General features: G+C 60.1%; 25 protein-coding genes and 1 tRNA gene. 15 read left to right on the top strand and 11 right to left on the bottom strand.

Translation table 11 applies throughout. The annotated features are described in order from the left end of the window. Positions 1-34 precede the first annotated feature (34 nt). From cgtA to rplU, 3 genes are all read right to left on the bottom strand, one after another. On the bottom strand, positions 35-1,243 hold the full coding sequence (cgtA, locus tag KSP9073_RS05735) for an Obg family GTPase CgtA (protein WP_108841927.1): 1,209 nt from the start codon (positions 1,241-1,243) through the stop codon (positions 35-37). Between the two features lie 195 nt (positions 1,244-1,438). Then, the gene (rpmA, locus tag KSP9073_RS05730; protein ID WP_108841926.1) at positions 1,439-1,696 is read right to left on the bottom strand and encodes a 50S ribosomal protein L27; all 258 of its coding nucleotides are present in this window, start codon (positions 1,694-1,696) and stop codon (positions 1,439-1,441) included. A 31-nt stretch (positions 1,697-1,727) separates the two neighbouring features. Then, positions 1,728-2,036 carry a 50S ribosomal protein L21 gene (gene rplU / locus KSP9073_RS05725; protein ID WP_108841925.1) on the bottom strand — a complete coding sequence of 103 codons (309 nt, stop codon included), beginning with the start codon at positions 2,034-2,036 and terminating at the stop codon, positions 1,728-1,730. A 376-nt stretch (positions 2,037-2,412) separates the two neighbouring features. Between rplU and KSP9073_RS05720 the strand changes: the two genes are divergently transcribed. The 3 genes from KSP9073_RS05720 (at position 2,413) to KSP9073_RS05710 (ending at position 4,553) form a co-directional block, all read left to right on the top strand. After that, the gene (locus KSP9073_RS05720; protein WP_243409122.1) at positions 2,413-3,351 is read left to right on the top strand and encodes a polyprenyl synthetase family protein; all 939 of its coding nucleotides are present in this window, start codon (positions 2,413-2,415) and stop codon (positions 3,349-3,351) included. Positions 3,352-3,415: 64 nt separating this feature from the next. Beyond that, positions 3,416-3,492 (top strand) — tRNA-Pro (locus KSP9073_RS05715). Between the two features lie 182 nt (positions 3,493-3,674). Further along, complete coding sequence (locus KSP9073_RS05710; protein ID WP_108841923.1) at positions 3,675-4,553, top strand: MBL fold metallo-hydrolase; 879 nt, start codon at positions 3,675-3,677, stop codon at positions 4,551-4,553. A gap of 46 nt (positions 4,554-4,599) precedes the next feature. On the opposite strand, the gene KSP9073_RS05705 is transcribed toward KSP9073_RS05710, so the two are convergent. Beyond that, the gene (locus KSP9073_RS05705) at positions 4,600-5,124 is read right to left on the bottom strand and encodes a GAF domain-containing protein (RefSeq protein WP_165814166.1); all 525 of its coding nucleotides are present in this window, start codon (positions 5,122-5,124) and stop codon (positions 4,600-4,602) included. A gap of 137 nt (positions 5,125-5,261) precedes the next feature. Then, entirely contained in the window at positions 5,262-6,134 is an 873-nt protein-coding gene (locus KSP9073_RS05700) for a D-amino-acid transaminase (protein ID WP_108841921.1), read from the bottom strand. Between the two features lie 271 nt (positions 6,135-6,405). Between KSP9073_RS05700 and trhO the strand changes: the two genes are divergently transcribed. Beyond that, positions 6,406-7,365: an oxygen-dependent tRNA uridine(34) hydroxylase TrhO gene (gene trhO / locus KSP9073_RS05695; RefSeq protein WP_108841920.1), complete on the top strand. Its 960-nt coding sequence runs from the start codon at positions 6,406-6,408 to the stop codon at positions 7,363-7,365. Positions 7,366-7,431: 66 nt separating this feature from the next. On the opposite strand, the gene glnE is transcribed toward trhO, so the two are convergent. Further along, positions 7,432-10,377 carry a bifunctional [glutamate--ammonia ligase]-adenylyl-L-tyrosine phosphorylase/[glutamate--ammonia-ligase] adenylyltransferase gene (gene glnE, locus KSP9073_RS05690; protein WP_108841919.1) on the bottom strand — a complete coding sequence of 982 codons (2,946 nt, stop codon included), beginning with the start codon at positions 10,375-10,377 and terminating at the stop codon, positions 7,432-7,434. Positions 10,378-10,514: 137 nt separating this feature from the next. Here glnE and KSP9073_RS05685 point away from each other — a divergent pair, with 137 nt between their 5' ends. The 5 genes from KSP9073_RS05685 (at position 10,515) to cynS (ending at position 13,935) form a co-directional block, all read left to right on the top strand. Next, positions 10,515-11,333 (top strand): amidohydrolase family protein, encoded by an 819-nt coding sequence (locus tag KSP9073_RS05685; RefSeq protein WP_108841918.1) that lies wholly within the window; start codon positions 10,515-10,517, stop codon positions 11,331-11,333. Positions 11,334-11,383: 50 nt separating this feature from the next. Next, the gene (locus tag KSP9073_RS05680; RefSeq protein WP_243409121.1) at positions 11,384-12,463 is read left to right on the top strand and encodes an AbrB family transcriptional regulator; all 1,080 of its coding nucleotides are present in this window, start codon (positions 11,384-11,386) and stop codon (positions 12,461-12,463) included. Positions 12,464-12,546: 83 nt separating this feature from the next. Next, a complete protein-coding gene (locus KSP9073_RS05675; RefSeq protein ID WP_108841917.1) occupies positions 12,547-12,948 on the top strand; it encodes an NUDIX hydrolase in 402 nt (133 codons plus the stop codon). A 1-nt stretch (position 12,949) separates the two neighbouring features. Then, entirely contained in the window at positions 12,950-13,396 is a 447-nt protein-coding gene (locus tag KSP9073_RS05670) for a hypothetical protein (protein WP_108841916.1), read from the top strand. A 95-nt stretch (positions 13,397-13,491) separates the two neighbouring features. Further along, positions 13,492-13,935, top strand: coding sequence for a cyanase (gene cynS, locus KSP9073_RS05665; RefSeq protein WP_108841915.1), 444 nt, complete (start codon positions 13,492-13,494; stop codon positions 13,933-13,935). Between the two features lie 112 nt (positions 13,936-14,047). On the opposite strand, the gene KSP9073_RS05660 is transcribed toward cynS, so the two are convergent. Beyond that, on the bottom strand, positions 14,048-14,416 hold the full coding sequence (locus tag KSP9073_RS05660; RefSeq protein ID WP_108841914.1) for a diacylglycerol kinase: 369 nt from the start codon (positions 14,414-14,416) through the stop codon (positions 14,048-14,050). A 213-nt stretch (positions 14,417-14,629) separates the two neighbouring features. Between KSP9073_RS05660 and KSP9073_RS05655 the strand changes: the two genes are divergently transcribed. After that, the gene (locus KSP9073_RS05655; protein WP_108841913.1) at positions 14,630-15,451 is read left to right on the top strand and encodes an MBL fold metallo-hydrolase; all 822 of its coding nucleotides are present in this window, start codon (positions 14,630-14,632) and stop codon (positions 15,449-15,451) included. Between the two features lie 17 nt (positions 15,452-15,468). On the opposite strand, the gene dacB is transcribed toward KSP9073_RS05655, so the two are convergent. The 3 genes from dacB to trmB all read right to left on the bottom strand — a co-directional run bounded on the left by dacB (position 15,469) and on the right by trmB (position 18,119). After that, entirely contained in the window at positions 15,469-16,848 is a 1,380-nt protein-coding gene (dacB, locus tag KSP9073_RS05650) for a D-alanyl-D-alanine carboxypeptidase/D-alanyl-D-alanine endopeptidase (protein ID WP_243409120.1), read from the bottom strand. A 212-nt stretch (positions 16,849-17,060) separates the two neighbouring features. After that, a complete protein-coding gene (locus tag KSP9073_RS05645) occupies positions 17,061-17,390 on the bottom strand; it encodes a DMT family transporter (protein ID WP_108841911.1) in 330 nt (109 codons plus the stop codon). A gap of 12 nt (positions 17,391-17,402) precedes the next feature. After that, a complete protein-coding gene (trmB, locus tag KSP9073_RS05640) occupies positions 17,403-18,119 on the bottom strand; it encodes a tRNA (guanine(46)-N(7))-methyltransferase TrmB (RefSeq protein ID WP_108841910.1) in 717 nt (238 codons plus the stop codon). 79 nt (positions 18,120-18,198) lie between these two features. Here trmB and KSP9073_RS05635 point away from each other — a divergent pair, with 79 nt between their 5' ends. The 4 genes from KSP9073_RS05635 to KSP9073_RS05620 all read left to right on the top strand — a co-directional run bounded on the left by KSP9073_RS05635 (position 18,199) and on the right by KSP9073_RS05620 (position 21,918). Next, positions 18,199-18,798 (top strand): DedA family protein, encoded by a 600-nt coding sequence (locus KSP9073_RS05635; protein ID WP_108841909.1) that lies wholly within the window; start codon positions 18,199-18,201, stop codon positions 18,796-18,798. 266 nt (positions 18,799-19,064) lie between these two features. Next, on the top strand, positions 19,065-20,933 hold the full coding sequence (locus tag KSP9073_RS05630) for a beta-ketoacyl synthase (RefSeq protein ID WP_108842064.1): 1,869 nt from the start codon (positions 19,065-19,067) through the stop codon (positions 20,931-20,933). Positions 20,934-21,103: 170 nt separating this feature from the next. Continuing rightward, a complete protein-coding gene (coaD, locus tag KSP9073_RS05625; protein WP_108841908.1) occupies positions 21,104-21,586 on the top strand; it encodes a pantetheine-phosphate adenylyltransferase in 483 nt (160 codons plus the stop codon). 77 nt (positions 21,587-21,663) lie between these two features. Beyond that, positions 21,664-21,918, top strand: coding sequence for a YfhL family 4Fe-4S dicluster ferredoxin (locus KSP9073_RS05620; protein WP_108841907.1), 255 nt, complete (start codon positions 21,664-21,666; stop codon positions 21,916-21,918). A gap of 90 nt (positions 21,919-22,008) precedes the next feature. On the opposite strand, the gene KSP9073_RS05615 is transcribed toward KSP9073_RS05620, so the two are convergent. Next, entirely contained in the window at positions 22,009-23,421 is a 1,413-nt protein-coding gene (locus tag KSP9073_RS05615) for an alginate export family protein (RefSeq protein WP_108841906.1), read from the bottom strand. Between the two features lie 292 nt (positions 23,422-23,713). Here KSP9073_RS05615 and KSP9073_RS05610 point away from each other — a divergent pair, with 292 nt between their 5' ends. Further along, a complete protein-coding gene (locus KSP9073_RS05610) occupies positions 23,714-25,066 on the top strand; it encodes an MATE family efflux transporter (RefSeq protein WP_108841905.1) in 1,353 nt (450 codons plus the stop codon). Positions 25,067-25,089: the final 23 nt, after the last annotated feature.

Raw genomic sequence — 25,089 nt, 5'->3', positions numbered from 1 at the left:
CACTCTCCAGCTCCGGCGTCATGCCCGGCGGACCTCAGGGCTGATATTCCACTTCGACGTCAAAATCATCATCGTCGAAATCATCGTCATCACCATCACCGCTGTCGACATCACGACGCTGACGGCCGGCCATGAAGGCCATGCGCGCTTCGGTACGGGCCACGGCCTCGGCTTCCATGCGCTCGCGAATGGCGCGCATGCGTCCGGCATAACCTTCATCTTCCTGCTCGAGCTGGCGCTGCTCGACCAGCCAGCGATGCACGGCCTGTACCAGAGCATCGGTGCCCTGCCCGGCAATGGCAGAAATACGAAAGATCGGGCCGTCCCAGTTCAGACGCTCGACAATCCGCTCAAGCATCGCTTCGCGGGTATCCTCATCGACCAGATCACACTTGTTGAGCACCAGCCAGCGCGGGCTTTCGGCCAGCGTCGGAGAGTACTGCTCAAGCTCGTGAATGATTTTTTCAGCCGACTCGACCGGATCACTTTCATCAAAGGGCGCCACATCGATGACATGCAGCAGAAGGCGCGTGCGGGTCAGGTGCTTGAGAAAGCGAAGCCCCAGGCCCGCGCCGTCGGCGGCACCCTCGATCAGCCCCGGCACATCGGCCATGACAAAGTGTTCTTGGAGCCCCAGCTTGACGACGCCCAGATTGGGCACCAGCGTCGTAAACGGATAGTCCGCCACCTTGGGACGCGCCGCCGATACGGAGCGGATCAGAGTCGACTTGCCGGCATTGGGCATGCCCAGCAGGCCAACATCGGCCATCAGCTTGAGCTCGAGACGCAGCTCACGACGCTCGCCTTCACCTGACGGCACGCTCTGACGCGGGGTACGGTTGGTCGAGGACTTGAAGTGCACATTGCCCAGCCCTCGGCGGCCACCCTGCGCCACCTTGAGTTCCTGACCCACGGCCGTGATATCACCGATCACCTCAAGGGTTTCAACATCGATGATGGTGGTACCCACCGGCACCTGCACGATCAGATCTTCCCCCTTGCGGCCGTTCATCTGGCTGCCACGGCCAGGCTGTCCGTTGGGGGCCTTGTGAAAACGCTGAAACTTGAAGTCGATCAGCGTATTGAGCGACTCATCACCGACCAGGATGACACTGCCGCCGTGACCACCATCACCACCGTCCGGCCCACCGCGCGGCACGTACTTTTCGCGGCGAAAGCTGACGCAGCCACTGCCACCATTACCGGCTTCCACCGTGATCGAGGCTTCATCGACGAACTGCATGCCACTACTCCCGGCGACTCGTCGCCCTGTATACAAAAACCATGATCGAAAAATAAAGGACTGTCGTATGCACTCATACCGTGGCGGTTATATTACGCCGGGTACGGGTCGAGAGCCCATGGGCCCGTCGTGTTGACGAACCCACATGATAAAAAAAAGCCCCGCCTGAGCGGGGCTTTTGAGCAATCAGCAGTCTCAGGCGGAGACGATGCTGACGTGCTTGCGCTTTTTCGGACCCTTGGTCTCGAACTTCACATGACCGTCGCGCAGTGCGAACAGAGTGAAGTCACGACCGACGCCGACACCTTCACCGGCGTGGAAACGAGTGCCACGCTGGCGAACGATGATGCTGCCGGCAGAGGCTTCCTGACCACCGAAGAGCTTGACGCCGAGACGTTTGGACTCGGAATCGCGACCGTTACGTGTACTACCTGCGGCCTTCTTGTGAGCCATGAGTATGACCTCCTGAAAATGCGGAAAATGCTTACGCAGTAATCCCGGTGATTTTGACTTCAGTGTACCACTGACGGTGGCCCTGACGCTTCATGCTGTGCTTGCGGCGACGGAACTTGAGGATATGAACCTTCTCGCCGCGGCCGTGAGAGACGATCTCTGCCTTGACAACAGCGCCCGACACCAGCGGTGCACCGATCTTGACATCGTCACCGCCGACCATCAGCACCTGATCGAAATCGATGCTGTCACCAGTGGCCGCATCCAGCTTTTCCAGCTTGATACGCTGGCCTTCCTGGACGCGATACTGCTTGCCGCCGCTCTTGATTACTGCGTACATGGAATTCTCCAATTGACTCATCCGGTTGGCTGCTTCATCGACCTGTGGCAAGTGGCCCCGAACCCGTCTTCAACAAGGACGACCGAGCCATCTTACAGGGAGCACGATGAGATAAGGGCGCGAATTATAACCGCCCGCGCGAGGCAACTCAAGGCCCGCCATGATGCATCTTGACGCCCATGAAGGGGTTACCTAGCATACCGGGCATTCATGTCGCTTCGACGCCCAAAGGGCCTTCGAGAAGACTGCCCGGCAAACCCAAGCCCCCCTGTTGTCCTGCCGGCCCGGGCCCATGCCTGCAGGGAATAGAAGCCCGAGGTTCACTGTGAACAGCCAAGTCGTTTCACCCAGCGCTTCCAGGACCCATGAACCCGTCATGGAAGACTTCGCAGCTGTTGACCGCACCATTCGCGCGCAGCTTGCCTCCCATGTTCCCCTGATCGAAACGATCGGCAACTACATTATTGAAAGTGGCGGGAAACGCGTTCGCCCACTGCTGGCCCTTCTATCGGCCAGAGCACTGGGATATGAAGGCCAGCAGCACATCACGCTGGCAGCCCTGATCGAATTCATGCATACCTCAACGCTTTTGCATGATGACGTCGTGGATGAATCCCACCTGCGCCGCGGTCGCGCCACGGCCAACGACACCTGGGGCAATGCCCCCTCGGTACTGGTCGGCGATTTTCTCTATTCGCGCTCGTTTGAAATGATGGTCGAGGTCGGCTCGATGCCAATCATGGCCGTGCTCTCCAACGCCACCTCCATCATCGCCGAAGGCGAAGTGCTGCAGCTGACCAATATCGGCAATGCCGACATTGACGAAGCCGCCTACTTCGACACCATCCAGGGCAAGACCGCGATGCTGTTCGAAGCGGCGTCCCATACCGGCGCCATGGTGGCTGATGGCACCGAGGCACAGGTCGAGGCACTCAAGCTCTATGGCCGCTATCTGGGGCTGGCCTTTCAGCTCATCGATGATCTGCTGGACTATCAGGGCAATGCCAGCGAGATGGGCAAGAACGTGGGCGATGATCTTGCCGAGGGCAAACCGACCCTGCCCCTGATTCGCGCCATGGTGGTGGGCAGCCCGGCGCAGGCCAACGTGGTACGTCGCGCCATCAGCGAAGGTGGACTGTCCTATCTCGATGAAGTACTGGCCATCGTGCGGGACACCGGCGCACTGGAGTACACCCGTCAGCGCGCCAATGAGATGGTGGATCTCGCACTCGAGCAGCTCACGCTGCTGCCGCCATCGCCGTATCGCGAAAGCCTGGAACTGCTGGTTCGACAGGCCGTGGATCGTCATGCCTGATGAGGGCTTGCATTACCTGAAACACGCAGTATAATGCGCACCGTCATGACGAGCTCATGACACTCGGAATATAGCTCAGCTTGGTAGAGCGCTGCCTTCGGGAGGCAGAGGTCGTAGGTTCGAATCCTGCTATTCCGACCATATATTTAAAGCGCCTGTCGTTACCAACGATAGGCGCTTTTTCATGTCCGGAAACAAAACCACGTCTGGCGGTGTCCATACGACACACCTGTATACTCGGGCCAAAGCTCGACAGACTGTGACGCATACGTCATGACTGACCATGTTTTGTCTGGCCCCATTGATTTCGTTTTGGAGACCCCATGAGCGATAGTCTGTTTCCCGATCAGCAGCCTGCCAATGTCCATCACCTGCGCGTCGGCGAGATCGTCGTCACCACGCTGATGGATGCCTATATGCAGGGCTCGCTGGAGCTGATCCAGCATGTTGATGCCTCGCGCGCCGAAACGCTTCAGGCCCAAAGCCAGCGCCCCAACCCGCCGCGCATTACGCTCAACGCCTATCTGTTGCACATTGGTGATCAGCGCGTGCTGGTGGACACCGGCTTTGGTGCACTGGCCGATGGCGAAGGTGCCCGCCTGTCCCAGGGGCTGGCTGACATCGGCGTACTGCCTGATGCCATTGATGCCGTGTTGGTGACGCACCTGCATCCTGACCACATCGGCGGGCTGATCACGTCAGACGATCAACCAGCCTTTGCCAATGCACGCATTCTGGTACCGGGCGAAGAGCTGGATTTCTGGCAGCAACAGGCACCCGCAGATGCCTCCGACATGTTTGCCCAGCAGTTTGACGTAGCCCACCGCGTGCTTGAGATCAATCGTGACCGGATCGAGCGTATCGACAGTGATCAGGTGATGGGCGGCGTCACCCGCGTGGCCCTGCCGGGCCATACGCCGGGACACAGCGGCTATCTGATCGAATCCGGCAGCGACCGGCTGCTGCTGTGGGGTGATATCGTGCACCTGCCGCACATTCAGCTCCCTGAACCCAATGCCGGCGTTTTATTTGATGTCGACGGGGAACGGGCCGTGGCGACACGCAAGGACATCCTTGCCCGAGTCGCGAAGGAAAAACTCATGGTGGCCGGCCACCATCTGGACTTCCCCGGTATCGGTCACATTGTGGAAGACACGCAGGGCTATCGCTTTTTGCCCCATGTCTGGTCGCCCACCCCCTGATATCAGCAAAATGCCCCGACCATGGCCGGGGCATTCTCATATCGTTTCAATTATCGCTATCGTGAAATCGCCCGTGTTTGAGCGTTATCTGCGCGCTCACATGGCTGGCAAAGTCGATCAGCTGTCGCCGGTCGCGATAGGTCATCTGGCGCGGCTTGTGATCAATGATACATACCGCGCCCAGCGGCTCTCGGTGTGATGAGCGAATTACCGCGCCAGCATAGAACCGCAGCGCCATTTCACCGGTGACCAGTGGGTTATCAAAAAAGCGTTGATCCGCCATGGCGTCTTCGACCACCAGAATATGGCCTGCCTCGATCGCGTGGCTGCAGAAGGTAATCTCTCGGGAAACCTCCTCAAGACCCTCCAGACCGACTTCCGACTTGAACCAGACCCGCTTTTCGTCCACCAGCGAGATCATGGAAATCGGCACGTCAAAATCACGTGCCAGAAGCCGGGTAATGACGTCAAAACGCTCCTCACGGGGCGTTTCAAGTATCCCGAGTCCTTTCAACGCAGCCAGACGCCGCCTTTCCTGTTCCTGCTTCCAATGCCTGTATCGATTCGGCACGTTGACGCTCCTCAAGAGCAGCGCCTGCGACTTTTAACTTCACGGCGCGCTCACTTCCGTTACACGACACTCCATGGCGTTTTGTATCGACCGGGCAGCGCGTAACTGAATCGCGACACAAGCATTTTAAGCCATGCCTATGTCTGCTCCTGGGCATCCAGTGCCTGAAGGCTTGTCTCGATATAGAGACGGCGCAGGGCTCTGGCAATCTCTCCTGGCTGGCCCTCGCCTATCGGGCGCTGATCAATCGACACCACCGGATACACCAGCGACGTGGCCGATGTCATAAAGGCTTCCCGAGCGTTTTGCGCTTCCTTGATGGTAAAGCCGCGCTCTTCGACCTTCATGTCATGCTGTTGCGCCAGCTGCATGATGGTCCGGCGCGTAATGCCGTGCAAAAGCGACCGCGACAGCTCGCGGGTGATCAGCGTGTTGTCATGATCGACAATCCAGGCATTGCTGGAAGAACCTTCTGTCACCAGCCCCGAGTCCACCAGCCAGGCATCATCGGCCCCGCGCTTTTTGGCTTCCATCTTGGCCATGGAGGGGTACAAAAGCTGCACGGTCTTGATATCGCGCCGCCCCCAGCGCATGTCCGGCAGGGAGATGACCTTGAGGCCTCTCTCGGCAAGCGGACTGTCGATGATCGCCTTTTGCTGGGTAAAGGCTACCAGGGTGGCCGGCGTCTGGGCATCGGGGTAGGCAAAGTCCCGGTCGGCAACGCCACGGGTGACCTGCAGATACACCAGCCCTTCCTGCAGACCATTTTTATCGATGAGCTGACGATGAATGTCACGCAGGGCATTGTCGTTGAGCGACAGATGCATGTTCAGCTCATTGAGCGAGCGATGCAGACGCGCCACGTGCCCCTCGAAATCCACCAGCCTGCCATTGAGGACAGCCGTCACTTCATAAATACCATCGGCAAACAGAAAGCCGCGATCAAACACTGACACGCTGGCTTCGTTTTCCGGTACGTACCGGCCATTGACGTAGACTGTTCGAGACATAAGCCCTTCCACTGTACGTTGTCCTGCGCCATAAGCGCGCAGGGATTGCGTTGTTGTCAGATCATTGCATGACCCGGTGCCCTGATCATATCAGTGCTGCTGGGGGGCTGCGCGATGTGAGCGGCGCGCGGCGTTTCCGCCGGCAACACCTGACACCCGGGCCGGGAGGTGCAACCGGCCGGTCGGATGCGTAAAATACGCGCCGCAGTCCATTCGGGGCTGTAACACCCCCTGGTCCGCCCCTTGCGAGGGCGACTGCCTGGAGAATTGCATGACACCCTCTGATCTACCCGATGAGGGCCCCATCGTGGTGGCTGCCCTCTACAAGTTTGTCTCCCTGCCCGATTATGAAGCGCTTCGCGAGCCGCTGCTCGAGGCCATGCGCGCCAATGACGTCAAGGGCACACTGTTGCTGGCCGAAGAAGGCATCAACGGCACCGTGTCCGGCACACGAGACAATATCGATGCGCTGCTGACGTGGCTCAGAAGCGATCCACGGCTTGAGGATCTCGAGCACAAGGAATCCCGGGCGCAGGAGCAGCCGTTTTACCGTACCAAGGTCAAGCTCAAGCGTGAGATCGTGACGCTGGGCGTGGACGGCGTGGACCCCAATCGCCGCGCGGGCACCTATGTCGAGCCTGAGCAGTGGAACGATCTGATCAGCGACCCGGAAGTGCTGCTGATCGATACGCGCAATGACTATGAAGTCGAGATTGGCACGTTTGAAGGCGCCGTGGATCCGAAAACCCGCTCATTTCGCGAGTTTCCCGACTACGTGAAGGCGCATTACGACCCCGAAAAGCACAAGAAGGTCGCCATGTTCTGCACCGGTGGCATTCGCTGTGAGAAGGCGTCCAGCTACATGCTGGAGCAGGGATTTGAAGAGGTGTATCACCTCAAGGGTGGCATTCTGAAATATCTGGAAACGGTGCCCGAGCAGGATTCCCGCTGGCGCGGCGACTGCTTTGTTTTCGATAACCGGGTAACCGTGCGCCATGACCTCAGCGAAGGCGAGTTTGACCAGTGTCATGCCTGCCGAAGGCCCATCTCCGCCGAGGATCAGCAGTCCGAGTACTACGAACCGGGCATCAGCTGCCCGCACTGCTGGGACAACCTCCCCGAAAAGACTCGTGCAGGTGCCCGCGAACGCCAGCGCCAGATCGAACTGGCGAAGGCACGCGGAGAGGCCCATCCCATCGGACGCAACCCGCGCATCGACCAGACCTCCTGATTAACGCGCCGGCGTCATGTTCTGATCGCCCACCCGGGCCATCCGGGTGGGCGGCTCCTGCCCCTTTCAAGGCTCGGACGGCGCCTCGGTGCTTTCGGGTTCCCTGCTCTCGGGTTCCAGATAACGCTGCCAGAGGGTTTGCACGGCGTCACGGTGCTCGACGAACCCGGCCTCCGGGACCAGCGAGCCGGAGCGGGTCAATGCCGCGCGATGGCTGGCATCGCGATAGGCAAGCCAGGCGCGCCTGAGCTTTTCGGCCCCTTCAAACGGTAAATGGCCGGACGATTCCAGCGTTTCCAGAATGCGCATGTTATCGGTATAGGTCAGCAGCGCCTTTTCACGGTGCCCCATGGCCAGCACCGCAAACTGGTTCATGAACTCGATGTCGACCATGCCGCCCGGGTCCTGCTTGAGATGAAACCAGCCGGCACTGCGCGATTGCGGGCTGCTGCCCAGGTGCTGACGCATCTTCTCGCGCATGGCGACCACTTCCCGCTTGAGGGTGTCCACATCGGTCTCGCTGGAAAGCGTCTCAAGACGAATCTCTTCAAAACGACGCGCCAGCGCCGGGCTGCCGGCCACGCCGCGGGCGCGCACCAGCGCCTGATGCTCCCAGACCCAGGCCTCGCGACGCTGGTAGTCGGCAAAGGCTTCCAGCGAAGACACCAGAAGGCCCGAATTGCCTGAAGGTCGAAGGCGCATGTCCACGTCATAGAGCACGCCGGCCGGCGTCGTGGTGGTCAGCATGTGAATGATGCGCTGGCCCATGCGGGCATAGAAAACCGGATTGTCGAGGCTGCGCGCGCCATTGGTACTGCCGCGCGGGTCGGCGTCGTGTAAAAAAACCAGGTCCAGATCGGAACCGTAGCCCAGCTCTATCCCCCCGAGCTTGCCATAGCCCACCACCAGAAAATCGACGTCGTCGGCACCGGCATGACTGCCGTCGCGGCGACGAGGGTAGCCATAGCGTGCCGTCAGCCCCTGCCAGGCCAGCTTCACGATGGCTTCCAGCACGACTTCGGCAATCATCGTCAGATGATCGCTGACCACCATTAGTGGGCGCGCACCCGCCACATCGGCTGCCGCCACGTTAAGCACGCGAGCATGACGAAACAGACGCAGCGCCTCGAGCTGGCTCTCTTCGTCATTGGGAGGCAGCCGTGACAGGGTCTGACGCAGTTCGTCTTCGAGCTCGCTGCGCTCGGGGGGCGTATAGAGATTGCGCGGGTCGAGCAACTCATCGAGCAGTACCGGATAGCGGGCCAGCTGCTCGCCGATCCAGGCGCTGGCACTGCACAGGCGGACAAACTGTGTCAGTGCGTCAGGGTTTTCCTTTAAAAGTGACAGATAGGCCGTGCGGCGCAGGACCGACTCCACCAGCGCCAGCACCCGTTCCAGCGTAATGTCAGGGGTTTCGGTGGCCGCCACGTTGGACAGCAGCACCGGCATCAGTGCTTCAAGGCGTTCAAAACCGATACGCTGCATGCCGGTCACGGCACGTCCATGGCGCAGCTTGAGAAGCCGTTCACGGGCCCGGGGCGGGTCGCGAAAACCGGACTCGGACAACAGTGCAATCGCCGCTTCATCGTCAAAGGCTTCCTGCCAGAGCGCTCGCCACTCCTCCAGTGCGCCGGCCTCGATCAATTCGTGATCTTCCTCTTCAGGCGGGGCGATCACTTCATTGAAGCGTTCACGCACCCGGCGACGCACCTCATCAAGATCCGCTACCAGGCCTTCCCAGTGCTCATGGCCCATGGCAAAGGCGATGCGGGCGCGAGGAAGATCTTCATCGGGCAGCGACTGGGTCTGACGGTCTTCCAGCCCCTGCAGGGCATGTTCGAGATCGCGCAAAAAGACATAGTCGGCCTGCAGGGCACGCACGTCATGACGCGACATGATTTCAAGACGCTCAAGCTCTGCCAGTGCCCGCTTGAGAGAAGGGGTTTGCAGCTCGGTCACCCGGCCACCGCGAATCAGCTGAAAGGCCTGAACGACAAACTCGACCTCACGAATGCCGCCGGCCCCCAGTTTGATGTCATCCTCGCGGCCACGTCGTCTGACCTCGCGATTGATCAACGCCTTCATCTCGCGCAGTGATTCGATCGCCCCGAAGTCGATGTACTTGCGGTAGACGAAGGGGCGAAGCTCGACCAGAAGTCGCTGACCAGCGTCGAGATCGCCGGCCACCGGACGCGCCTTGAGCATGGCGTAGCGCTCCCACTCACGCCCCTGGCTCTGGTAGTAGGACAGAAGGCTTGCAAAGCTACCGGTTAACGGTCCGCCATCCCCCAAAGGGCGCAGTCGCATGTCGACGCGAAAGACAAAACCATCGGCCGTGATGGCATCGAGAGAGGCAATGACCTTCTGTCCCAGTCGGGTGAAATACTCCTGGTGCTCCAGCGGACGCTCCCCGCCCTGCGTTTGACCCTTTTCGGGGTAGGCGAAGATCAGATCAATGTCAGAGGAGAGGTTGAGTTCACCGGCGCCCAGTTTGCCCATGCCCAGCACGACCATGCGCTGCGCGCGACCCTCACTGTCCGGTGACGGTTCGCCATAGCGCCCGGCCATTGCCTTTTCGTGCCAGCGTAGTGCCGCCTCCATGCAGACCTCAGCCAGTCGCGACACGGCGGCCGCGATCCCCCAGGCATCGGCGTAATCGTTACGATCGCGCCAGATGATCGCCACCATGCGTTCGCGTCGAAACCGTCGCAGTATCCGCTGCAGATCCGCCTCGGTAGCGGCACCTTCCAGCGCGCTGTCAAGCCAGTACTCGAGCGTCTCCCGCCCCGGCGCGGCGACAAGCTCTTCATGCGAGAGCAGGCGGTCGAGCATGACGCCATCATGTGAGAGGGCCCGGGCCACAAAATCGCTGGCCGTGATGGTCGTGACCAGTTCACGCAGGCGCTCTTCGCCCAAACGTGCCAGCAAGGCCTCATCAAATGTCTCGAGGGTACGACGTGCCTGAGACTGCAGTGCTTCAGGCAGGCCTGTCAGGGCAGCTTGCAGGGACATGGAAGGGCCTCTCTTTGATCCGTTACCTGTCAGCATAACGAAGATTGCAGTCGGAGCCATCACCCCGCATGCTTGTCGTGTCTGTTCGAGACACGAAACGCGCTGTCTCGCGATCGCTGGATGCTCAAGGAGTTGCCATGGCTGAGGTTATCCCCTTCACCGGACACTACCGTCACGACCATCGTGAGCCGCATGGCTGCTTCGATGGGCACCTGCATATCATCGACCCTCGCTTTCCCCTGATCGATAACCAGGGATACCGACCTGCCCCCTTCACCGTCGAAAATTATCAAAAGGCCACCCGCGGGCTGGATATTCGCGGCGGCGCCATCGTCTCCGGCTCCTTTCAGGGCACGGATCAGAGCTATCTGCTGGCGGCCCTGGAAGCGCTGGGCGGTGATTTTGTGGGCGTGACACAGCTGCCCGACGACATCAGCGATGCACGGCTGCTCGAACTCGACGAAGCCGGCGTGCGCGCGATTCGATTCAATCTCAGGCGGGGGGGCCGCCAGGATATCGGCGCCATGATCCGCCAGGCCAGACGCGTTTTCGACGTGGTCGGCTGGCACTGCGAGATCTACGCCGATGCCCGGCATCTTGCTCCCCATTTGACCCTGCTGCGCGCATTGCCGGCGATGGTCATCGATCATCTGGGGCTGTCGCAGGAGGGCCTGCCGACCCTTCTGGCACTCGTCGAGGCCGGCGCACGCGTCAAGGCCACAGGCTTTGGGCGTGTCTCACTGGATGTCCCGGCAACGCTTGCCGCCATTGCCGATATCAACCCGCATGCCCTGATCTTTGGCACCGACCTGCCGGGCACGCGTGCCCCACGCCCTTTCAGGGAGGGCGATATCGAGCTTTTGCACAACACGCTGGGCGATACCAACGCCATGCTGGCCCTGCATGACAACGCCGTGGCCCTTTACCGGCCGCGCGGCAGTGACAGCGTGGCCTGATACCGTATTATTCTTTCTCGCCTTTTGTCTGTTGCCGGAGCCTGACTACCTTGCTTGCCGATCGCCTGCCTGCCTCTTCCCCCTTTCGCTGGATGCTGCTGTTGAGTGCCTGTGCCCTGGCGAGCTTTTTGCTCCAGTGGTTGCACATGCCGGCCGGCGCACTGATTGGCCCCATGGTGGTCTCCGTTGTTTTCGGGGTCATGATTGGCGGACTGAAACTGCCGCGGGTACTGTTCAAGTCAGGCCAGGGCGTCATCGGGCTGCTGATCGCCCAGGCCATGACGCTGACGGTGCTTTCCACCATCGCCGAGAGCTGGCCGGCCATGATGCTGGCCACCGCCGTGACGCTGGTGCTCAGCACCGTGGTCGGCATTTTGCTGGTGCGCTACGGCGGGCTGCCCGGCACCACGGCCGCCTGGGGCACCACGCCCGGGGCGGCAGCGGCGATGGTCGCCATGTCGGAGCAGGCCAACGCCGACCCACGCATTGTCGCCACCATGCAGTATGTGCGCGTGATCTGCGTGATCATGGCCGGCGCGCTGGTCAGCCATTTTCTGGGCGTCTCGGAAACCGACCACGCCCCTTCTCATGGCATGACATGGGATCTTCATGGCCTGCTGGCGCTGTCGGTTTCAATGGCACTGATTGCCGTGGGCATCCTCGTCTGTGATCGCCTGCTGCCAGCCGGCGCCCTGCTGGGTCCGATGCTGTTGGGCACCGTGGTACAGGTCTCCGGCGTCATCGACATCCAGTTACCGCTGCCGCTGCTGGAGGCCGCCTACGCCTGTATCGGCATCTATGTGGGTCTGCGCTTTGATCGCCAGACCATCCGCAACGTCATGCACGCCTTCAAGTGGATGCTGCTGGCCTCAATCATGCTGATCGCCTTTTGCGCCCTTTCTGCGCTGATGCTGGTGCCCATGATGCACAGCGATTTTCTGACGCTGTATCTGGCCACCAGTCCGGGTGGACTGGACTCGATGACCATCATTGCACTCGACACCCACGCCGATGTGGCGATCGTGGCCGCCCTGCAGGCACTCAGGCTGTTTACCGTGGTGCTTGTTGGTCCTTCCATGGCGCGATTTATTGCCCGCTTTGCGCGTGAACCCTCGCCACATCCGCACTAGGCTTTAATCGCTACATCGGGGCGCTGTTTCGCTATTTCTACAGAAGACCTCACTACAGAAGACCTCACCCGGAGTCACCTGCGATGCCCATCCTTCACGTTGTTGCCGGCTGTCTGCTTGATCAAAAGCAACGCCTGCTGGTCGTCAGAAAGCACGGCACCCAACACTTCATGCTGCCCGGCGGCAAGCCCGAGCCTGGCGAGACGCCTCTGATCACCCTGGCCAGAGAGTGTCAGGAGGAACTGGGTACCTCGATCGGAGAAGGTGAGCTGGTCATGCTGGGGCGCTTTCGCACTCAGGCTGTCAACGAGCCCGATACCCATGTCGATGCAGATGTCTTCATGATCGAAGAGATGGCCGGCACACCCAAGGCCTGCGGCGAACTCGAGGAGATCCGCTGGATGGCCCTCGATGACAAGACGCTGCCGCTTGCTCCCCTGCTCACTAACGAGGTGCTGCCGGCACTGCGCCAACGGTTTGACTGACATGACAGATAACGACGCCTCTGGAATCGCCGAGCTGCACTCGCCAAAGCGCCATGTGGCCCTGGCCCTTCTCAGCGCCCGTGACGAGGTCCTGCTGGTACGTCATACGCCCGAGACACGCTATGGCCTGCCCATGGCCTGCGTGGCCCGGGAAGCCGACGACAGCGCATTAACAAACGCCGTGACAGGGCTTCAGACGACGCTGTTTGCAGAGGGCTCGCCGGTCGCCGACAGCGCCTGGCTGGGCCGCTTTGCCGCACCTGACGACGAAGGCCGCCTCAATATGCTGGAAGTCTACGTAGCTCGCCTGGGTCAGGCCCGGCTGAAACGCGACACCGATCAGGCCATGGCCTGGGCACCGCTATTGTCACCGCCCCCCGAGAACATGATCGACCCGGCCATCAAGCTGCAGGTCATGCCGGCGCTGGCGCTGCTGATAGAGTCTTGAGAAAACGCCTCACGCTGAGCTGCCACTGGTTCTGATGGGCATGCAGTGGTATAGCTGGCAGGTGACCCACCAACATCCAACAAGAGTGTCATGGCATGGACAAGATTGAGATGCACCACACCCTGATGGCCGCCCGGGCACGTCAGAAGATGAACTGGGACGATCTGGGCGAGGCCGTGGGCCGGTCTCCGGTCTGGGTCGCGTCTGTCTGTTATGGCATGAACAGCGCCCCGCCCGACATCGCGCAAGGTCTTGCGAACGCCCTTGGCCTTGAAGATGAGGCACTCATCGAAGCCCTGAAAGCCTATCCGACCAAGACCTGGGATGGCGCCGTTCCGCAGGACCCGCTGATCTATCGTCTTTATGAAGTGGTCGGCGTGTACGGGCCGACACTCAAGGATGTCATTCAGGAAAAGTTTGGAGATGGCATCATGAGTGCCATCGACTTCTCGATGGATGTTGAACGCGAGGAAGATCCAAGGGGTGATCGGGTCAAAATCACCATGAACGGCAAGTTTCTGCCCTACAAGAGCTGGTAGCCACTTGGCGATTCAGGCCGCGTCGATCACCTCGACGCGGTCAGCCTTTGACAGGCGAAGGCGCCTCGGCATCCGGTGACATCAGCCACTGTCTGAACGGCAAAGCCGCAGGTCAGACCAGGCGCGTGAACAGCAGGCTGCCCCAGACCAGAAATGCAAACAAAACACAGAGAAAGACAGCAGCCGACCCAAGGTCCTTGGCACGCCCGGAGAGTTCGTGATGCTCCACACCGATGCGATCCACCACGGTCTCCACGGCCGAATTAAGCAGCTCCACGGCCATCACCAGTACCGCACTGCCTATCAATAAAAGCCATTCCAGCAGCGACTGCCCCAACCAGAAGGTGGCCGGCAACAACAGTGCGGTCACGATCAACTCCTGACGAAAGGCCGCCTCGTTACACCAGGCCGCCGTCAGTCCTTTCCAGGAGTAGCGCGTGGAATGAAATAGCCGCTTGATACCGGTATGCGCGGGCTTCATGCAGAGGGTTCCTGTCCATGGATCACAGGCATTGCAGGCAACCTGCCATCTTTAAGGGGAAGGAAGCATCCTACCAAAGCAGTGCACCGGAGGGCCACGACCAGTGCCGGTCCCATGATCTGGCAAGACTGTCTAAAACCTGCCCAATGTTATGGCGCCCATACCGCTCGACCCACCAGGCTATTAACAGGCCCACCAAAGGAAGACGCGACCATGGTCGACAATCCATTGCATGACAGGCATCTGCCACTAACGTCCGTAAGCAGCGGCAAGGGACATGAAGTGCTGGCAGATGTGTACTGCTATCCGGTTCAGATCGTGAATGTGTATTTTGTGGCCGACCCCGCCCGGGACGACTGGGTGCTTGTCGATGCCGGCATGCCCCGCTGTGAAGATGACATTATTCGTGCCGCCGCCGAACGCTTTGGCAAGAATGTGCCCCCTCGCGCCATCATTTTGACCCATGGCCACTTTGATCATGTGGGCGCCGTGGTGGAACTGGCAGAGCATTGGGACGTGCCTGTCTATGCACACTCGCTCGAGCTGCCCTATCTCACCGGCCAGAAGCACTACGCCCCGCCCGACACCCACGCCGGTGGCGGGATCATTCCGTCACTGGCCGGCTTTTTCCCCCGCGAACCGATTGATCTGGGTGCGCGCATCCGGCCCCTGCCGGAAGATGGCAGCGTTCCCTGTCTTGCCGACTGGCGGTGGCTGCACACCCCGGGCCATACGCAGGGTCATATCTCGCTGTTTCGAGACAGCGACCGCGCCCTGCTGGCCGGCGATGCTTTCGTAACCGTCAGGCAGGAGTCGCTCTATCAGGTGTTCACCCAGCACCGCGAAATCAGCGGGCCACCACGCTATTTCACACCGGACTGGGAAGCGGCGCGCCGCTCGGTCAGGATACTGGCCGAGCTGAGCCCGAAAGTGGCCATGACAGGCCACGGTCACGTCATGTCAGGGGAGGCACTACGGGATGGACTGCGCTGTTTGCTCAATAATTTCGAGGAAAGGGCAATGCCCGACCGATAGGTCAGTCGGGCACGGTGTCAATGATTGGCGATCATGACATCGATATCGCTGGCGACCGCTTCCAGCGTGGTCGTCCAGTTGATATAGGGCGTGGGGGCCCGGCCATTGACCATGACCGTAAAGGCGCCCCATCGGCCGGACTGCGTCCGAAAATAGCCGGCCACTGCCCGCACCGGCACCGGCTCGTTGAGGGTACCGGTCTTGATCATGACGCTTTGCTGAAAGCGCTCGCTGCCACGACGAATGAAGTTCATGGGACCGTTAACGGGGGTCTGCATGCCGGCCACAAACACCGGAAAGAGTGCTGGCTGATGGTACATGTGGTCGAGCAGTGCCGTGACGCCGCGGGCGCTGGTATGGCTTTCAGGCGTCAGGCCGCTGCCGGAGCGCAGGCTGACAGGGCCGTGTCCGGGGATATCACGGGCAAAGGCGTCCAAAGTCGTTGCAGCACTTTGCATGGTGGGCGTGCCATTGACCAGATCCAGTGCCAGCACATCGGCCATGAAATTATTGGAATAATTGAGCATGCGCAGCAGCTGCTCCTGTAGCGGCTTGCCCTCCACGGCAGACAACACACGCGTATCACTGGAAGGTCGGCTGACCGTGGGCGAAAAACCGCCGGTCACGGCGATGCCGGCCCCCTGCATGATCGATTCAAGCGTGGCCAGCGTCTGCTCGACAGGATCGGCGCTGGAGCGATAGACACTGGCAGGGTCACTGTCCATGCGAATCTGGCCGGAGATTACCAGTGTGTCCTTGCCGCCGCTGGTCGTACGCTCGGCACTGATGCCGGTGTTGCCCTGTGACACGGTCGTGATGCGGTTGTCGACGCGCGTCAGCGGCGTTGCCCCAGCACAGCTGGTGACGCGTGCCGGTACGCCTTCGGCATCGCCTGGCATCACCCGCATGCACCAGGTGGCAAAGTTCACCGCCGTGGAAGTGAGCTGAGCATCAAAGGCATGCCGGGTCCGGGTGCGGGCATCGCACCGGTCCGTGGTCACGCAGGTCACCGGCCCAAAGCGCCATTGACTGGCCAGCACTCGACCATCGATGCGATGGATGCCGCGGCTTGCCAGCCCCTGCACTAAAAGCCAGTAATCCTCGCTGGTCATGCCCGGGTCGCCGCCGCCATCGAGTATCAGATCGCCCTTGAGCACGCCATCGACAATGGCGCCGCTACTGCGAAGCTCGGTCGTGAAACGCTTTTGCGGCCCCCACTGCGTCAATGCTGCAGCGGCTGTATAGAGTTTGGAGACAGACGCCGGCGTCATCTGCTGATCGGGCGCAATGCTGCCCAGCGTTTCGCCGCTGTCCAGCAAACGGGCCTGAGCCCCCACCACAAAACCCTTCTCGGCCAGTGCCTGCGTGGCGGGAAAGCCATCGGCCCGGGCTTCCATAGGTAGCGCCTGGCCAGCCATCAAAATCATTGGAGAAAGCAGCAGACAGGATAAAAGACGTAGGACAGCCGGACGATGAACGCCTACGGCAGTAGACCTTGCAGGCATGAAGAATTCCCTGTTTCACGAGCATCTTGTTTAATCCTCAGAGTACTGGGCATGCCTGTGTCGTGGCAATGTATCAGGAAAGGGTCTGCGGTATTTTTGAGCGCCTAGTGGGCATTCATGTTTGAAAAGCCCTGTAGCACGACCACTCCCGCGATGATAAGCGCTACCCCCAGCATGGCGGGCGCATCGGGGCGTTCGCCGAAGACAAACATGGCTACCAGCAGCGTCAACACCATGCCAAGCCCCGCCCAGACGGCGTAGGCCACACCCACGGGCATGGTTTTAAAGACCAGTGACAGAAGATAAAACGCCAGCCCATAGCCCACGACCGTCATCAGCGTAGGCACCGGTCGGCTAAATGTCTCGGAGGCCTTGAGCGCGTTGGTGGCAACCACTTCGGCGCAGATGGCAAGTATCAGATAAAGCCAGGGCATGATGTCTTCCTCTCAAATTGAATCAGGGCAGCGAAGCGCTGGCGGGGGCAAAGCCGTCATCGAACACTGGAGCTGCCAAAGGGTATGTCCGCTGTCAAAGTACTTGTGCTCAAAGGCGCTGATAAAGTCACTCTCCGGCGTCAGCAACAGACGCTCGACCCCGGGCTTTTGCCCCGTGACCAGCCCCACGGCACAGGCAAACTCCTCGACGTAGATTTGCCAGTTACTGCGTAGCTCAAGCACCCCGCCCAGTGCCAGCACCACAGGAAAGACCGGATGTGCGTGCCAGCGTTTTTTGAGCTGCGATCCCTTGGGGTAAGGATTGGGGTAGAAGATGCAATGGCGTATCGGCCGCCAGCCGGCTAGATGTGCCAGTCGCCAGAAATCGACCAGATCGGCGCGCACCAGCATGGCGTTGGCAGGGAAGGCGCCCAGCTCACGGGAGTAATCGCGCGACAGCCGATCGGCACTGCGATCAATGCCCAGCACGCAGGCGCTTGGATAATATCGAGCCAGCTGCCGGGTCGAGTGGCCCGTGCCACAGCCCGCGTCCAGAATCAACGGCCCGCCATGAGCCTGATAAAACCGGCGCGCGCCTTCAAAGGCCGCTCGGGTGTGCTCGGCGATCGGACGCTGCCATTCGTTGGCAAGCGCTCGCCGGACATGATGGCAAAGATCGGGATGCAGGTCTGCCTGCGTGGAGTGTACCGGTGTGGAGTTGGCGAACATGGCAACGTTTAACAATACTGATGGAACTTTATTGGCACCCTTTGGCGCCAACCCCTGATCTAAAGCATTTCGGACCAACATGCAGGCATGGCTTCAGCAGTTTCTGGACACGCACGGCTATATGGCCATTACGCTGCTGACTCTGATCATCAACGCCTTCCCGCCCCTGCCTGCCGAGTCGACACTGCCCATGCTGGCGCACATCATGTCATTTGATGACGTGACACTGATGCCGGCCATCGGGGCCGCCACTCTGGGACTGGTCATGGGGACAATGCCGCTCTATCTGCTGGGTCGATGGCTCGATGAGCGCCAGTGCATGCGCTTTTTGGCCCGCCATGGGCACTGGCTGGCGCTGGCACCACAGGACATCAGGCGCTCAAGCCGGCGATTCGGGCGTTATGGTCCGCTGGTCGTGCTGTTCGGGCGCCTGATTCCCGGGATGCGCTCTCTGGTATCGATACCGGCGGGCTTTCATCGCATGCCGCTTGTGCCCTACCTGATCTATACCACGCTGGGATCCTTTTTGTGGGCGTGCTGTCTGGCAGGCGGTAGCCACTGGCTTTTGCAGTATACGACCCTGTCGGGCAGCCTCTGGATCGTCATGGGTGTGCTACTGGTCGTGGGCGGGCTCTATGTGGTGCGTCTGTGGCGCCATTATCGGCACACCAAACCATAGTACAATGGTCAACGGGGCCAGCCTGGGCGTTTGAAGCAATACGTCCAGTAGCCTGCCACGCTGACATGACAACTCGTTGACCGGCCGACATGACGTCCTGCCCGGGGCGATGCTATCATGATTGCCCTGTTTTGGCGGACTCACCACACCGTGTGGTGGAGATATATCGCCATCCATTCAGCGACGCGGTCGCCATGGCTTTATCGCTTCCTTATAGGCATCAACACGAGGGTTTCGGCTTGTCACAGTTACCGGTGATCGTCGGCATGGGCGGTATAAATCCCGCTGGCAGAACGTCCGGTCATCAGTCCTTTTACCGGACCGTGATCGATGCACTGCCTGAAAAGACCCGACAGTACACCTTCTCGGGACTCTCCTGTCTGATGGGACAACGCCCGTCAAACGGACCGGAAGATCACGGTACACCCCTTAATGCTGCTGCCTTGACCGCACACCAGGAATCATATGTGCGTCGTCACACCTTGATTCGCCGTATCGAGGACGAGCGCTTTGCCGGCGCCGGCATCCCGGCCAATCGTCAGGCCAGCATGACCCTTGATGCACCGTTAACGGTCAGTCTCAGCCGTCGACAGCTGCCCGAAAATCCCCCGGCGCACTGGCAGATCGAAGCGCTCGACGACCGTCAGGTGCGCGTGACCGTGCCTGCCGGCGAGTTTGACGTGCTGCTGCCGGAGCGTCGCGACGCGCTGGTCAAAAGCGCAGGTCAACTGCCGACCGGCTTTGACCCGGCAAGTTTCTATCGCAGCGTGCACCATCCGCGCGCCCTGTCGATGACTATCTTTGCCGCCTCTGACTGTCTGGGTCAGAGCGGCTTTGAGTGGGACAGCCTGAGCCAGCAGCTCGACCCCGATCAGATCGCCGTCTATGCCGGCAATTCGATCGGACAGCTGGATGCCCAGGGCTGGGGCGGTCTGCTCAATAGCTTCGTCACCGGTCAGCGTGCCACTTCCAAGCAGATGCCGCTGGGCTATGGGCAGATGCCGGCGGATTTCCTTAATGCCTATGTGCTGGGCAGCGTCGGTGCCACCGGTGCCATGCAGGGCGCCTGTGCGACCTTTTTGTACAATCTGCGCCTTGGTGTGGATGACATTCGCATGGGCCGGCGCCGACTGGTCATGGTGGGTACGGCCGATGCGCCCATCACGCCGGAAGTTGTCGAAGGCTTTCGCGTCATGAGTGCGCTGGCCGATGATGCCAGCGTCAAGGCCCTTGATGCGCTCGAGCTTCTGACCGATGAGGACTATCAGCGCGTCTGCCGGCCGTTTGCCCGCAACTGTGGCTTTACCATTGCCGAGTCCGCCCAGTTTGTCATGCTCATGGACGACAGCCTGGCACTCGAACTGGGGGCCGATATTCTAGGCGCTGTCCCGGAAGTTTTCATCAATGCCGATGGCTACAAGCGCTCCATTTCGGCACCCGGCATTGGCAACTACATCACGCTTGGCAAGAGCGTGGCGCTGGCAAGCAACATTCTGGGCGAGAAGGCCGTGCGCGAGCGCAGCTATATTCACTCCCACGGCACCAGCACGCCCAAGAATCGAATTACCGAATCCCATGTGCTTGACAGCGTGGCGCGCGCCAACGGCATTGAGCACTGGCCGGTCACCGCCATCAAGGCGTATCTGGGGCACTCTCAGGGGAGCGCGGCCGGCGATCAGCTGACAAGCGCTCTGGGCAGCTTCAGGACCGGGCTGCTGCCGGGCATCTTCACTCTCGACGCCGTGGCCGACGATGTCCATGCCGAGCGTCTGGACATTTTCCGCGAGCACCGCGAGTTTCGCGCCGATGTCAGTTTCATCAACGCCAAGGGCTTTGGCGGCAACAATGCCACTGCGCCCCTGCTGTCGCCGGAGGTCACCGAAAAACTTCTGACCCAGCGCCACGGCGAAGCGGCCATGACCCAGTGGCGCCGACGGCGTGAAAAGGTGCAGGAACGCCAGGCGCTGTTCGAGGCTCAGTCACAAAAGGGTGAATTCTCACCGATCTATCGCTTCGGTGAAGGTGTCCTTGAAGGCCCAGAACTCGAAGTCGGCGCCCGGGACATCTATATTCCCGGCTACCACAAGCCGGTATCACTTGAGGTCGACAACCCGTTTGGCACGCTGGACCATTGAACCGGACCGGCGCCTGTGCCGGTCCGGCAGGCGCAGTTGTCGGCCATAACGCTTTAACGTAGTCTCCCGGCCCCAGCGGGTCAGAGCGACCAGACAACACGAGAGCGTCTCATCAAGGGATATCTCCGGCGCCATGTGGCAGGCAGGTCGGAGATACATGGAGTGCGTACATGAACATTGTGGTGTATCCCGGCACCTTTGACCCGATCACCAATGGTCACACTGACCTCATTGAACGCGCGGCATCAATGTTTGATCGGGTTATCGTGGCTGTGGCGCACAGCCCGCGAAAGCAGCCGACCCTGTCACTCGATGAACGGGTCACACTGGCCAGGGAAATACTGGGGCATCTCGATAATATCGAAGTTGTAGGGTTCAGCTGCCTGTTGACCCAGCTGGTGGACCGAGTCGGGGCTCGCATCATCCTGCGCGGGCTGCGCGCCGTTTCAGATTTCGAGTACGAGCTGCAGCTGGCCAATATGAATCGGGCACTGGCGCCTCATGTTGAAAGTCTTTTTTTGACGCCTGAAGTCGAGAATTCCTATATTTCATCCACCATCGTTCGTGAAATCGCCCGCCTTGGCGGCGACGTTTCCTCGATGGTGCATCCCCGCATCGCCCAGGCGCTTGCAGAACACTTTCGCAGCGCCTGAACCGGCAAACGGCCTCGGGCCGGCGGATGACAGCCGCGCAGCGTCCACAAACGGCGCGCGCGAACCAGGAGGTTACCATGTCCCTGATGATCACCGATGAGTGCATCAACTGCGACGTTTGCGAGCCGGAATGCCCCAATAATGCCATTTCGCCCGGCGAAGAGATCTACGTGATCGATCCGGGACTATGCACCGAGTGCGTCGGCCATTTCGACGAGCCGCAATGCCAGCAGGTCTGTCCGGTCGACTGCATTCCGCTGGATCCCGAACGTGAAGAGTCACGGGACCAGCTGATGGAAAAATACGAACGCATAACCGCCGTCGAAGGCTGAAAGGCAAAGAGCATCCGTGAATTGATTGGCAGTGAATATAAAAGAGGGCGGTCCATGGACCGCCCTCTTTTTGTTTGCAGCGCGACATGTTTAAAACGTGTAGGTCGCAAACAGCTCAAAAAGCTGTGACGTATTGTCGTTGCCGCCAAAGCGCGAGCGTGCACCTTCTTCAGGGAAGGCCACTGCATAGACGCCCGAGAGGGTCACCTGCTCACTGAGGTTCCAGTCAGCGTAAAGATTGATCTCCCTGGCAAAGTCGGCATCGCTGGCACCCACGGATTGCGGATCATCCAGTCGGAAGCGATAGCCGATGATGCCGGTTTCCAGATCATCACGCGGAGAAACCGACGCTCTCAGCATGTCGATTTTCATGTTGGTATTGAACAGCATGTATTCGCCGGTGATCTCGCCCATGAACCAGTTGCCCCACCCGCCGGCAAACTCATAAAACAGGGTGTCGTAGTTTTCGCTGAACCGGGCATGGCGATAAGCGATTTCAGGCGACCAGGGGGCATCCTGAAAGGTATAGGTGGCCTGAACATACCAGCCATCATCATCAATATCGGCATCCCGATTTTTCTGGCTGACATACTGTCCGCCAAGCGCAAGGCCCGGCACGCTGGCCAGCGGCTTACCCTTGAGGCGCACGTTCCAGACATCCATACCTTCACGTCCGGCAATGTCGCTGTCGTAGGTGCGAAGCCAGGCACCGCCGATTTTGGCGCGATCGGTAAAGGTATATTCCGCGTTGATACCGTTGGCCGAAGTCTCTTCATCGGGGCCGCCCTGCACGTACTGATCCTGCTCCAGATGGAACAGGTCGCCGTGCCATCCGTGGCTGTCGATCGAGGCAATGGCCGCATTCTTGAACCCCTGGCTTGGGCCACTCCAGTAGCCGCCGTACTTGCCGGTATCGGTATAGCCATCACCGACCAGAAAGCCTTCGCCGAACATGAACTGCTGTCGACCAAACGAGAAGGTCAGAGCATCCTCCCCCAGCGAACCCTTCAGCAGCGACCCGCTTCGCCAGCCGATATAGGCCTGATCAAGACGCGTATGTTCGGGGTGGTCGGGCGTGGCCCCCGAAGCATCACCGTAGGCATTGCCTCGCGTCATGCTGCCAACGCCGACCACACCGCCAAAGACCACACTTTGACCGGTATCGATCTCGCCGCGCAGTGTTGGAGTGGCCGACAGTTCCCACCAGCTCGGGTGCTTGCCGGTCGGCGTGGCACCATCGATTCCGCGGGAAGACCCGAAATTGACGTTGCGGGTGGTGGCACCGTAGCCATAAAAGCTCAGCCCGCCACTGAGACGAATGCCGTGGTCACGATCATTGAAAAGCTCATGTCTTGCCGTGGGCTGTTGAATGCCGGGATCAATGTAATCCAGGTCCGTAACCGCCTGCGCATGAGCATGGGCAGCCCCCATGGCCGTACCCGCCAGCATCATGGCAAGCGTGGTCGCACCGCGGCAAGGCGATGTATATCGTCGAAAATTCATGACATTTCCCGAATATCGATCCCTGAATGGCTCAGCCGCGATGCTGCGCCGTCCTGCCGGGTCGAGATTATTATGATGAAAGGCTCGCATGACCCTGTCCGGAAACCCATATCCTTGCCGGACAGACATGCCGTCACCGGGTTTTAAAACCCTGTTCTGAAACAGGGCTTACCTTAGGCAAATATCCTCATGCTTTAAAGGATGAGTGCCATTTTTCCCTGATTCTGTCGGTTTACTGACGCCACGACCGGCATGTGGCAAGCTCCCCGGGCACAAATCAGCCGGTATCCTTATGTCTCTTTCGCCTTCCCCGGGCTTTTCACAGCGCCTGCACGACGTCTGGCGTCTTTCATGGCCCATTATCATCTCCAATGCCAGCGTACCGCTGCTGGGACTGGTGGATACGGCCGTGATCGGTCACCTCCCTCACGCGCGATATCTGGCCGCTGTCACGCTTGGCAGCACGCTATTCAGCTTTTTATTCTGGGGATTTGGCTTTTTGCGCATGGGGACGACCGGTTTGACCTCTCAGGCGGTCGGGCGCGGAGAGGACCAGGTCGTTCGCAATCTGCTCGGACAGTCACTGCTGATTGCCGTGGTCATCGGCATGGCATTGATCGCCCTGTCAGCACCGCTGATCGATCTTGGCCTCTGGCTTTTACAGCCGGACAGCGACGCTACGGCACGGCTGTCTGCCGATTATGCCCATGTTCGTATTCTCTCGGCACCGGCGGTATTGATGAACTACGCCATCATCGGCTGGTTTCTGGGACGTCAGAATGCCCGCGTGACCCTGCTGCTGATGCTGATCACCAACAGTGTCAACATCGTGCTCGATATCGTGCTGGTGGTCGGGTTCGACATGAACGTCAAGGGCGTAGCCACCGCCTCACTGATCGGAGATTACACTGCCCTGGTTTTCGGGCTGTGGCTGGTTCGGCGCGCTCTGAAAACGCTGGCAGGACAGTTTGATGCCACCCCGCTCAAGCGCCTCAAGGCCTACGGCGAGCTCTTTCGCGTTAATCGCCATCTGTTTGTACGCACGCTGTGTCTCTTGTTTGCCATGGCCTTTTTTACCTCACAGGGCGCACAGCTGGGCGATCAGACGCTGGCCGCCAATGCCATCCTGATGCAGCTGGTCATGATGATCTCCTACGGGCTCGACGGGTTTGCCAATGCCGCGGAAGCCCTGACAGGCAAGGCTGCTGGCAAGGAAAACTGGCGCGAGTTTGCCCGCTCGGTGCGCGCCTGCGCGGTGTTCTCACTGCTGACGGCGGCGCTGGCAGCGCTGGCCTTTGCATTGTCCGGCCCCTGGCTGATTGCACGCCTGACCGACATCGAACCCATTCGCCAGCTGGCCGGCGAGTATCTGCCGTGGCTGGTGATCATGCCGCTGCTGGCCGTGTGGAGCTATCTGCTCGATGGGGTTTTCATCGGCACGACCGACACTCGCGCCATGCGCGATACGATCATTGTGGCCCTGGCGATCTATCTACCGGTGTGGTGGCTGACTCAGCCGCTCGGCAATCACGGACTCTGGCTGTCCTTTACCATCTTTACGCTGGTGCGTTCGCTGGGACTGGTCATGGTTTATCTTTCAAGACGCAAGGGCCAATGGGCAGATCAGGATCGTTTTAACGAATAGACCCCAGGAAAGTGCGATTCTCA

It is taken from the genome of Kushneria phyllosphaerae, from assembly GCF_900312995.1.
In the GTDB taxonomy this organism is placed as follows: Bacteria; Pseudomonadota; Gammaproteobacteria; order Pseudomonadales; family Halomonadaceae; genus Kushneria; species Kushneria phyllosphaerae.
This window is presented reverse-complemented; position numbering and strand designations above follow the sequence as displayed.

Bases quoted from the DNA above. Each gene is read 5' to 3' on its own strand.
- KSP9073_RS05700 (WP_108841921.1), bottom strand. From the start codon at position 6,134: ATGTCTCGAACAGTCTACGTCAATGGCCGGTACGTACCGGAAAACGAA.
- KSP9073_RS05655 (WP_108841913.1), top strand. From the start codon at position 14,630: ATGGTCGACAATCCATTGCATGACAGGCATCTGCCACTAACGTCCGTA.
- KSP9073_RS05645 (WP_108841911.1), bottom strand. From the start codon at position 17,390: ATGCCCTGGCTTTATCTGATACTTGCCATCTGCGCCGAAGTGGTTGCC.
- KSP9073_RS05710 (WP_108841923.1), top strand. From the start codon at position 3,675: ATGAGCGATAGTCTGTTTCCCGATCAGCAGCCTGCCAATGTCCATCAC.
- KSP9073_RS05685 (WP_108841918.1), top strand. From the start codon at position 10,515: ATGGCTGAGGTTATCCCCTTCACCGGACACTACCGTCACGACCATCGT.
- cynS (WP_108841915.1), top strand. From the start codon at position 13,492: ATGGACAAGATTGAGATGCACCACACCCTGATGGCCGCCCGGGCACGT.
- KSP9073_RS05635 (WP_108841909.1), top strand. From the start codon at position 18,199: ATGCAGGCATGGCTTCAGCAGTTTCTGGACACGCACGGCTATATGGCC.
- KSP9073_RS05630 (WP_108842064.1), top strand. From the start codon at position 19,065: ATGGGCGGTATAAATCCCGCTGGCAGAACGTCCGGTCATCAGTCCTTT.
- KSP9073_RS05675 (WP_108841917.1), top strand. From the start codon at position 12,547: ATGCCCATCCTTCACGTTGTTGCCGGCTGTCTGCTTGATCAAAAGCAA.
- KSP9073_RS05720 (WP_243409122.1), top strand. From the start codon at position 2,413: ATGGAAGACTTCGCAGCTGTTGACCGCACCATTCGCGCGCAGCTTGCC.
- KSP9073_RS05670 (WP_108841916.1), top strand. From the start codon at position 12,950: ATGACAGATAACGACGCCTCTGGAATCGCCGAGCTGCACTCGCCAAAG.
- dacB (WP_243409120.1), bottom strand. From the start codon at position 16,848: ATGGAAGCCCGGGCCGATGGCTTTCCCGCCACGCAGGCACTGGCCGAG.
- rplU (WP_108841925.1), bottom strand. From the start codon at position 2,036: ATGTACGCAGTAATCAAGAGCGGCGGCAAGCAGTATCGCGTCCAGGAA.
- KSP9073_RS05620 (WP_108841907.1), top strand. From the start codon at position 21,664: ATGTCCCTGATGATCACCGATGAGTGCATCAACTGCGACGTTTGCGAG.
- KSP9073_RS05610 (WP_108841905.1), top strand. From the start codon at position 23,714: ATGTCTCTTTCGCCTTCCCCGGGCTTTTCACAGCGCCTGCACGACGTC.
- cgtA (WP_108841927.1), bottom strand. From the start codon at position 1,243: ATGCAGTTCGTCGATGAAGCCTCGATCACGGTGGAAGCCGGTAATGGT.
- trhO (WP_108841920.1), top strand. From the start codon at position 6,406: ATGACACCCTCTGATCTACCCGATGAGGGCCCCATCGTGGTGGCTGCC.
- glnE (WP_108841919.1), bottom strand. From the start codon at position 10,377: ATGTCCCTGCAAGCTGCCCTGACAGGCCTGCCTGAAGCACTGCAGTCT.
- trmB (WP_108841910.1), bottom strand. From the start codon at position 18,119: ATGTTCGCCAACTCCACACCGGTACACTCCACGCAGGCAGACCTGCAT.
- KSP9073_RS05615 (WP_108841906.1), bottom strand. From the start codon at position 23,421: ATGAATTTTCGACGATATACATCGCCTTGCCGCGGTGCGACCACGCTT.
- rpmA (WP_108841926.1), bottom strand. From the start codon at position 1,696: ATGGCTCACAAGAAGGCCGCAGGTAGTACACGTAACGGTCGCGATTCC.
- coaD (WP_108841908.1), top strand. From the start codon at position 21,104: ATGAACATTGTGGTGTATCCCGGCACCTTTGACCCGATCACCAATGGT.
- KSP9073_RS05660 (WP_108841914.1), bottom strand. From the start codon at position 14,416: ATGAAGCCCGCGCATACCGGTATCAAGCGGCTATTTCATTCCACGCGC.